Raw genomic sequence first — 9,629 nt, 5'->3', positions numbered from 1 at the left:
GGCCATGATCCGTGAGGAACTGGGGCTGCTGCGCGTCAGCGAACTGGGCCTGGTGCAGGCGGTCGGGCCGGCCGACCCGGACAACTACTCCGCCACCGTGGCGCTGCGCGACTCGGGACTGGTGCTGGACGCGGTGCCGCTGCTGGCGCCCAGCAAGGGAGTGGCCTGTGTGCCGGACGTGGGTGATCTGGTGCTGGTCGGGTTCGTCGGCGGCGACCTGAACCGCCCGGTGGTGCTCGGCAGCCTCTACAACGACGAGGACCGGCCGCCGGCCAACGACCGCGGGCAGTTCGTCATCCACCTGCCGGCCGGCGCGGACGCCGGCCGTGCGGTGCGCCTCGAGCTGAACGAGGACGGCCCGCCGCGCGCGGTGCTGACGGTCGGCGACGCCTGCACCGTCACCGTACAGGACGACGACCCGGTCCTTGCCGTGGACGTGGGCGGCCAGGCGACGGTCGAGATCAGCAGTGCCGGCCACGTGTCGCTGCAGGGCAGCGGCAACCTCACGCTCAAGGGCTCGGGCAATGTGACGCTGGAAGCCGGCGGCACGCTCGCGCTCAAGGGCGCCGTCATCAACCTCAACTAGGGCAACACCATGGGCATGCCAGCGGCCAAGCAGGGTGACCGGGTAGTGGCCACCGATATCCACATTCAGATGGTGCCGAGTCCGGGTGGGCCGGTACCGACGCCGGTGCCGGGGCCGTTCAGCGGTGTGCTGGAGGGTGGGCTGTCGACGGACGTGAACATCGAGGGCAAGCCCGCTGCCGTCATCGGGTCCACCGCCAGCAACACGCCGGCGCACGTGCCGGCCGCCGGACCGTTCCAGAAGCCGCCGTTGAACCGCGCCACGGTGATCGCCGGTTCGGCCACGGTGCTGATCAACGGCAAGCCGGCCGCCCGTCAGGGCGACACGGCGCTTACCTGTAACGACCCGGCCGACCTGCCGGCGGGCACGGTGCTGGCAGCCAGCACCGTGATGGTGGGCTGAGGCCATGCCGGTGCAGCAAAGACCCGTCGCCCACCTGCTGCGCGACATCGCGCTGCAGGCCGTTCACCGCGAACTGCGGGCGCATTACCGGCCGTCGGAGGCGCTCGGTGCCGGTCCCGGCGGGCACGGCCGGCAGTGGGATTTCGTGCTGCGTGACGGGCTCGACAACCTGGCTCAGGCGGTGATCGCCCGCGTGCTGACACCACGCGGCGAACTGGCGGCACTGGGCCATCCGGACTACGGCTCGCGCGTGCCGGAGCTGATCGGCACCGGCAACACCGCCAGCAGCCGCGCGCTGCTGCGCCTGCACCTGCTCGACGCGCTGGCGCGCGAGCCGCGCATCGCCGAGGTCAAGGCGCTCGACATCGGCCCTGCCGTTGGCCGTCGCGACAGCGTTCAGGTGCGCCTGGAAGTGCTGCCGGTACAGGCCAGCGCGACGCTGGTGATCGGCCCGTTCACGCTCGACCTCGGCCCCTGAGGCCGGCAAGGACAAGGCCATGAGCTTTCGCAGAAAAACCTACCCGGAAGTCTCCGAGCAGCTGCTGACCACCGTGCTGGGTGGCGTGGCCGGCGAGTTGCATCCGTATCCGCCGCCCGGGGGACGCGGCCCGGCCCGTTATCCGCTGCGCGCCGGGCCCGTGGCGCAGATCACTTCGGTGTACGGCCTGGTGCACGGTGTGTCACAGACCTTCGAGCGGGACAGCGATTACGTGCTGTCGGCCGATGGCACGGCGCTCGAGTGGAAGGACGGCACGCGCCCGGACCCCGGCAGCGTGTTCGAGGTCAATTACCTGCGCGCCGGCGCCAATGCCCGCGCCAACGACCTGTATCCGGGATCGGTGGTCCGTACGCTGCTCGAGGCGGTGGCGCTGGAGACCGCCGGCCTGTACGCGCAGATGCAGGCGGTCTACGACGCCGGTTTCCTGGCCACCGCCAGCGGCAGCGCGCTCGACCACGTGGTGTCGCTGCTCGGCATCAGCCGGGTGCGCGCCGGGCGCAACGCCGCCACCCTGGAATTCCATCGCCTGGCCAACGCGCGCGGCGAGATTGCCGTTGTCGCCGGTACCCGCGTGCTGACCGCGGACGGCGCCGTCGAGTACGAAACCCTCGATGAACTGCGCCTGGCCGATGGTCAGCCCTCCGGACGGGTGGCGGCACGTGATCTGGTGGCCGACAACGACGGCGTGCCGGCCGGCAGTCTGACGCTGCTGGCCCGGCCCATTGTCGGCATCGAGCGGGTCGCCAACCCGGCGCCGAGCAGCCGGCTGGATCAGGACGAGACCGATGCCGAGCTTCGCATCCGTGCCCGCAGCTTCCTGGCCGGCGCCGAGCGCGGTACGCCGGGGGCCATCAGCAACGCCATCGCCCGCCAGGGGTTGCGCGGTGAGGTGAGCGAGCCCGCGCCGGGCCGGATCGAAGTGCTGATCCACGACGCGGACCTCACGCCGGAACGCAAGGCCCGCCTTGAGTTCGAGATCGACGCGGCGCGCCCGGCCGGGGTCGAAAGGCAGGTCGTCTACGGTCCGGCGCCGCTGTCGGTGGACCTCGAAGTGCGCCTGAGCACGGCGCCGGGGCTGATCGAAACCGACCTGCAGCGCGTGCATGCCGACGTGCGGGCCGGCATCGAGGACTATTTCGCCCGCCTGCCGCTGAAGTCGGACGGCAGCCTGGCCAAGCTCACCGGTCTGGCGCTGGGCGTACCCGGGACGGATGACCTCCGCTTCGTCGCCGCCACCGCCGGCGGCGCCGATGTGCTGGATGTCGCCGCCGGCAAGCTCGCGCTCAGCGGCCAGGTCACCCGTCTTGGCACGCTCACGCTGGTGGATCCGGCGCTGCCGGTGCAGCTGCACGTGACGGTGCGCTATCCGAACCCGGCCGACATTCCCGACCGTGCCGCCATCGAGGCCGCGCTCGAGCAGGCGGCGGTCTACCTGAACACGCTGACCACCGGGCAACCGCCGGCAGCCGAGGCGCTGCGCACGCTCGGTTGGGCACGTCTGGCGCAGGCGGTGCCGCTGCCCGGCCTGCCGGTGGCCACGCTGGAGGCGGTCGACGCCGTGCCGGCCGGCGCGCCGCCGGACATCGGCCCCTATACGCTGCAGCTGGCCTGGACCCGCCCCGGCGGCGTCACCCTGGTGCAGGACGGCCCGGCCAGTCCGGCGCTGGTGCTGGCGGCCGGCGAGCGGGTGTCGGTGGCCGGGGTGAACGTCGTCGTCAAACCGAAGGACGGCCCATGAGCGGGGCGCAGCGTCTGGCCGACCTGCTGCCGTCGCTGTGGCGGCCCGAGGCCGGCGAAACCCACCTGCTGGCACGGTTGCTGGAGGCCGTCGGCGGGCAACTCGACATGGCCGGCGCGCAGGCACAGCACGTCTTGCGTGCGCACTACGGCGACAGTGCCGATGCCGCGGTCAGTGACGTGCACTACCTGCACGATCGCAGCGCCCGCGGGCGGGCGCCGGTCAACGTGCGTGAGGCCAGGGACCGGCGCGAGCTGCTGACGTATCCGTACATCACCGACCTGGCGCGCCTGGCCGCGTTGCTGGACCTGCCGCCGTGGCGCGAGCCGGCCAGCATCGCCGAGTCCGTGGAGGAGTACCGCGAGCGGCTGCACGACGTGCTGGACGCCTACCGCCTGGGCCTGACCACGCGCGCGGCGCTGGCCGCGCTGACCGAGGCGGCACTGCCGGAGGACATGTCCGCCCCGCCCGCGGCCCGCCGCTGGCCGTTCCACATCGAGGAGCCGGCCGGTCTGACGCGCCGGCGCACGCCGGTCGGCGTGCCGCAGGCGGGCGATGCGCTGCCGCCGCTGTGGCGTTGGAGGCCGCAGCAGGTGACCGGCGCCCCGCAGGTGATCATGACCGGACTGCAGGCACAGGCGGGCGCCGCGGCGGCCACCGAGGGGCCATTGCTCGAGCGCTACACGCCGCACCAGATGCCGGTCGGCATCGGTGTCGGGGTGCGCGCCACGCTGGCGCCGGGCCACAGCGTGCGCCTGACGCCCGTGTGGCGCAGTGCGCTGGTACAGGACGGCGTGCTGCGGCTCAGCGACCCGACCGATGACGGCACCGACACGGCCGGCGAGGGACCCTGGACGGCCGTCACCGGCCTGCCGCCCGGTGCCGTGCGGGCGCTGGCCCACGCGCCGGATGGCACGCTGTGGCTGCTGCTGGACGACGCCGGCAGTCCCGCGCTCGTGCGCTGGGATGGCGCGACCGCCACCCACGTCAGCGCCGGCGCGCCGGCCGGCGCCTGGCATGCGCTGGCGGTGCGTGGGGGCAGCCTGTATCTGGCCACCGACGCCGGCCTGCATCGCTGCCCGCTGTGGCCGCAGGACGACGCGTTCGCGCTGGTGCCGGTGGCCGCCGTGCCGGAGGCGGTGCACGCGCTGCGGGTGACCGGTGACGGCCTGCTGGCGTGTGCCGGTGCCGATGGTCTAGCACTGCTGGACCCGTCGGATGCGCTGGCCGAACGGCTGCTGGCCGGGGTCGGGTTGCGCACGGCGTTGCCAGTCGCAGACCGCTGGTACCTGGCAACCGACCAGGCACTGCTGCTGCGTGACGGCCCGCGTGTGTATCGCTACGCCGGTGATGCGGTCGACGAGCGCCAGTCCGACTGGGACCCCATTACCGAGGATCAGGCCCCGGCGGCAGTCAGTCCGCTGCCGGCGGTACGGGCGCTGGCGGTAACGGCGGACGGTTGGTTGTGGCTGGGCACGGCCGCCGGCCTGGCCCGGTGGGGGGTTGCCGACGCCATCGGCACCGGCGCCGGGCGTGCCACGCGGCTGCATGCCTATCCGGACCTTGGCACCGGCGCCGTGCAGGCGCTGGCGGTGGATCGCCGCGGCGTGTTGATGGTCTGCGGGGAAGTGGGGGTGCTGCGCTGCACTGGCCGCGATCTGGCGCAGATGGATTTCGCCCAGGGTCGCTGGCTGCCCCTGGGGCAGGCGGCGTCGGAGTATCCGGACGCGCTCACCGAACAGCCACGCGCGCACTACCGCTGGAACCGCGAGCAGAGCCGCTGGGAGAGCTACCAGGCCCGTCGCGGCCGCTTTGCGCCGTCAGCGCCGGCGCAGCGAACGGTCGCCAGCGCGCGGTGCGGCGGATGGCTGGAACTGCCGGCGCTGGTGGGTCATTTCGGCACCGACGACGGCAGCGCCTTCACACCGACCGGGCCGGTTGCCGCCGCCGATCTGGTGTTGCGCGTGAAGCCGGACCAGACACGCATCCTCAGCGGCGGGCTGCCATACCTGCCATCGCATGCCGAGGGCGCCGACTGGCGCTACCTGCAGCTCGAACCGCAGCCGCTGGAGGTGCCCGACGGGCGCCCGTGGTGGAGCTGCGAGGGCCGTCTTTTTCCGCCGCCGCAGCAGGCGGCACCCTGGCCCGGCCACTTTCGTGACGGCACCGGCCCGTTTGCCCTGGACGGCCGTTACGCGGATGCGCTGTGGAGTTACCTGCCGTCGGCCCGCCTGGCGCTGGAGTGGGCCGCCGCGCCGGCGATCGGCGTGCGCGTGCACCTGCTGCGGCGCACGCCCGACGAACGCGTGCCGGATGCCGTCATCGCGCGGGTCTGGCAACTCATCGCCCGTACCCGCGCCGCCGGCGTTCCGCTGGCCGTCTGCGTGGACGGCGTCATCGTGCATCAGTCCTGAACGGGGGTCTTCACCATGAGCCTTGCCACAGCCATTACCGACATCGCCGCCCTGGCGCCCAAGGCGGCCGGCCACCTCATCCGTCCCCAGGACTGGAACAGCCTGATCGCGGCGCTGGGCGAGTTCGGTGCCACCCTGACCGCGCACGACACCGACGTCGCCGACCTGAAGGCGCGCGTCGACACGCTGGAGACCTCGCTTGCCTCCGTGCAGGCGCAGCTCGCCGCCGTGGACAGCCGCCTGGAGGCGCTCGACGAACAGGTCCAGCCGCTGCTGGGGCAGTACCTGGTCTCCCTGTCGTGCGCGCGTCAGCATTACGCCATGGGCGAGCTGTGCGAAATCACCGCCCACGTCACCGGGCTGGATGGCCAGCCGCTGGCGGCGCCCTTCCCGTGGGTGGATTTCGTCGCCGCCTGGGGCCGGCTGCGGGCCGGGGCGGGTTTCGTCAGCCGGGCCGGCGCCTCGGACAACTCGCTGTCGGTGCAGGTCAACGCCCAGGGCGTTGCCCGGGTGCTGGTGCGGGCCGAGCACAGCGAGGGTTTCAGTGACGACGAGGACCTGCAGATCGGCGCCGTGCTGGACATGCTGGTGCCGGCGCAGAGTTTCACCGTGGCACAGGCCATCATGGCGGCGCCGACGCCGACCGACAGCCGTGCCAAGGCGGCGTATCAGGTAATCAACGCACAGTACCGGCGCGCCGATTCGATCGCGCTGCGCAGTTTTGCGGACACGTATCACGCGCGCACGCCGGACTGGTCCCTGCAGCCGCTGAAGCCGAGCTTCACCACCCGCTGGCGTGATCACCGGGCCACGGTGCTGGCGTTCGCCAAGCCGGATGCCGATCCGACCACCGCCGACGGCAGCCGCGGTGCGGCGAGCATCCAGGTGAACTTCCGCGACTGGCTGGGGCCCTGGGTGTTCGATTTCGTCACCCCCACGCCGGAAGTCGTCAACCCGCAGATCGACGTGCTGCGCCCGGTGTTCGAGCTGGAGGAGCCACTGCTCGGGTTCCAGGACTATTTCGTCGCCGAGTACGGCAAGACCGGGCTGTTGGGCAAGAAGCAGCTGATCGGCGCACTGGAGCAGGCAATCGAGCGCATCAACCCTGGTCCCGGTCCGCAGCGTGCGGACGTGCGCGAGCAGATGCTGACCGGCCTGAAGGCACAGGCCGCCAGCGAGCTGTACGGCAGTGGCGGTGGCCAGCCCAGGGCGCTCGATGCCCAGCTCAGTCAGAGCCGCCACGCCGGCCGGGTGGAGCGTGAGATCGGCGGCGTGACCGAACAGGTGGCGCAGACCCAGGGCCTGGTCGAGTCGGTGAATGTGCTCGAAGGCCGCATGCAGGCGGCCGAGCGGGTCGGCCAGAGCATCCAGGCCGGCCTGACGCGCATCGACGACGGCGTGCGCGCCATCAACCCGCTGTCCGAGGACAGCCTGCGCATGAACATCGAGCGCATCGGCGCGGAAGTCGCGTCCATTCGCGCCCGCGTCGGCTGAGTCCCCGTGGCGCAGGTCTACCTGGAACCATCCGACCTGTCGCCGGCGCAGCGCGCGCGCGTGCTGGCGGCGCTGAACAGCGCCAGCAGTGCGCCGGCCCTGGCGGCGGCCATCGAGATTCCGGGAGAGCTGGACATCGGCGTGCGCCTGGCGCAGCGGCTGCTCGATGCGCGCGATGCGCTCGGCGGGCGCTTCGGCACCCTGCAGCAGGTGCGTGCGGTGCGCCTGATCGGTCCCGAGCGCTTCACCGAGATCTGCGCCGCCGTGCTGGGTCTGGACCCGCGGCGGTGGATCACCCGACTGGGTGACTTCACCGATCGGCAGGCACAGCTGGAGGGCCGCCTGGCCCGCCTGGCGGCGTTGGCCGATGGCATGCCTGCCCAGCGCGAGGGCGCGCGTGTGGAGCTGTCGATCAGTCCGCAGCCGCTGTGGCTGGGGCAGGCGCTCGACGTGCGCGTCAGCTGTGTCGATGCGTCTGGCCGGCCGCTGCCGGACCGGCGGCTGACCGTGACTACCAGCAACGGTGCGCTGGAAGCCGCCTTCGGCTATGCGGTGAGCCGTGCCGCCGGCCTGACCGTGCGCACCGGGGCGGATGGCAGTGCCCGCCTGACCCTGCGCCTGGCACCGCCACACGGGCTCACCGCCGAGCAGCAGGCGGTGCTCGAGGGCGCGCTCGACCTGTTCGACCCCCAGGCCGACAGCGCGGTGGATCTGAAACCGGCCCTGGCCGCCCTGGCGCAGCGATACAGCGCCGAGCGGGCAGGCACGCTGCGCGCAGCGCTGGACCTGTACGCCCGGCAGTACCGTGACGTGTTTCTGGATCGCCTCAACGCCGGCGGCGCGGGGGTGGGGTTTGCGCTCGAAACCAGTGTGCTGAGGGTCGACCTGCACGCAGCCGAGGGCAACGCCAGCCTGGCGCACGCCGTGGCAGTGGCGCACCACCGCAACTGGGTCGGGGCCTGGCTCGACGCGCTCGGTGCTCACGTGGCCGACCAGGCGACGCTCGAGGCCGCCTTTGCCGGCGCGGGGCAGCGCGGCAGCAGCGGGCAGCGTCTGGTCGACGACCTGGTGGCCGAGGCGCAGGTATTCGTCGCCCGCCTGCCCGGACTGGCGGCGCAGTGGGTGGCCCAGCAGCGGCTGGACGGCGCGATGCAGCGCTATCTGGCGCGCGAGACGGCGCAGCTGGACCTGCCCACGCGCCAGGCGCTGCATGCGCAGCTGGCCGGTGCGGCGGCGCAGATCACCCCGGAGCATCGGGGCACGCTGGCCGCCGTGGCGCAGGCCAGGGCGGAGTTGGCGGCGCGCATCGATCAGGTCGGTGACGTGAGCGGTGTCCTGGCGCAGGAGATGCGCGGACTGCACGGCGATGTCCTGGCGCGCGCCGAGGATGTGTCGCGCACCGCCGCGGCGGTCACCCAGCAGGCGGCTCAGGTGCAGGCGGACCGAGCCGCGGTCAGCGCCGACCGCCAGCACGTGGAGGCACGCAGCGCGCAGTTCGATGTGCAGTACGCCACCTTCACCACCCAGTACAACGATTTCTCCACCCGCTACGACGGGTTCGTGCTCGATTACGACAGCTTTCGCGCCGACTACGGCCGGTTCACCGCCGATTACGACCGGTTTCGCGCCGATGGCGCCGCGCTCGACGCCCGGCTGTCGGCGGCCGAGGCGGACATCGGCGGGCTGCGCACGCACACCAGCGCCCTGGATGGGCAGGTGAGTGCGCTCGGTACCAGCGCGGCGCGTCTGGACCGGCGCATCGCCACGCTCGACGCCCAACGCACCGACCTGTCGCGTGAGCTGGGCAGGCTGCGCACCGACGTGGACACCATCCGCCGGTGAACGGCCTGTTTCACACCGCGGCGGGTGGGCAGGCGCAGCGCGTGATGCCCGGCCAGACGCTGGACCTGACAGCGCCGCGGGCGGATCCCGCCGGCATCGTGTTTCAGCGCACCGTGTACCTGCGCATCGGGCTCGATGCCGCCTGTGACCGGCCGGCGCTGACCGCCGCCAGCGTGCTGGCGCTGCAGTTCCAGCCGTGCACGGTCACGGTCGACGCCAACAGCGACGACTGGGTGCAACGTTGGCAGGGCGGTGCGCGGACGCGGGTGGAACTGGCCTGGCCGGCGCCGGTGATCCGCGTCGACAGCGCGCTGTATGGCGTGGTCGCCCTGCACCGGGTGGACGGCGAGGCGGTGGCCGAGCAGCCCACGGCGTCCGCCAGTACCGGTGCCGCACTGTCCGAGCCGTTCGTCGCCGCTGCCTTCGAGGCGCGCCTGTCGGCTGACCGGCCGGGCGCGCGCCAGCGGCGCAAGGCGGAGCTGATCGCGCGGCGGCAGGCGCATCGCAGCCTTTCCGCGGCGGCGGTGGGGCGGACCGAGAAGGCGCTGGCACAGGCGGCACCGGAGCAAGCGGTGGAGTGGCTGTATGGCCTGTCGGCGCTGCATCTGGCCGGTGCGCCGTCGTCGCCCCGGTTGACACTGCGCAGCGCCGACG

The 9,629-nt window shown here is 72.7% G+C and carries 8 protein-coding genes; all 8 read left to right on the top strand.

Translation table 11 applies throughout. The annotated features are described in order from the left end of the window. The coding region (locus ABYX71_RS08055; RefSeq protein ID WP_372695985.1) for a phage baseplate assembly protein V at window positions 1–586 on the top strand (586 nt) is incomplete at its 5' end. 9 nt (window positions 587–595) lie between these two features. After that, window positions 596–988 carry a PAAR domain-containing protein gene (locus ABYX71_RS08050; protein ID WP_372695984.1) on the top strand — a complete coding sequence of 131 codons (393 nt, stop codon included), beginning with the start codon at window positions 596–598 and terminating at the stop codon, window positions 986–988. A 4-nt stretch (window positions 989–992) separates the two neighbouring features. Continuing rightward, on the top strand, window positions 993–1,466 hold the full coding sequence (locus tag ABYX71_RS08045) for a hypothetical protein (protein ID WP_372695983.1): 474 nt from the start codon (window positions 993–995) through the stop codon (window positions 1,464–1,466). A gap of 19 nt (window positions 1,467–1,485) precedes the next feature. Further along, window positions 1,486–3,225, top strand: a complete 1,740-nt coding sequence (locus tag ABYX71_RS08040; protein WP_372695982.1) for a hypothetical protein — start codon at window positions 1,486–1,488, stop codon at window positions 3,223–3,225. Next, window positions 3,222–5,639, top strand: a complete 2,418-nt coding sequence (locus tag ABYX71_RS08035; RefSeq protein WP_372695981.1) for a hypothetical protein — start codon at window positions 3,222–3,224, stop codon at window positions 5,637–5,639. The genes ABYX71_RS08040 and ABYX71_RS08035 overlap by 4 nt, the downstream gene beginning before the upstream one ends. Before the next feature lie 15 nt (window positions 5,640–5,654). Continuing rightward, window positions 5,655–7,133, top strand: coding sequence for a hypothetical protein (locus ABYX71_RS08030; protein WP_372695980.1), 1,479 nt, complete (start codon window positions 5,655–5,657; stop codon window positions 7,131–7,133). Between the two features lie 6 nt (window positions 7,134–7,139). Further along, entirely contained in the window at window positions 7,140–8,975 is a 1,836-nt protein-coding gene (locus tag ABYX71_RS08025; protein WP_372695979.1) for a hypothetical protein, read from the top strand. Further along, the coding region (locus ABYX71_RS08020; protein ID WP_372695978.1) for a hypothetical protein at window positions 8,972–9,629 on the top strand (658 nt) is incomplete at its 3' end. The genes ABYX71_RS08025 and ABYX71_RS08020, both read left to right, overlap by 4 nt.

The sequence above is a fragment of the Immundisolibacter sp. genome (assembly GCF_041625615.1).
Taxonomy (GTDB): domain Bacteria; phylum Pseudomonadota; class Gammaproteobacteria; order Immundisolibacterales; family Immundisolibacteraceae; genus Immundisolibacter.
Note: the sequence above shows the minus strand (reverse complement) of the source record. Positions and strands in the feature narration are given on the sequence as shown.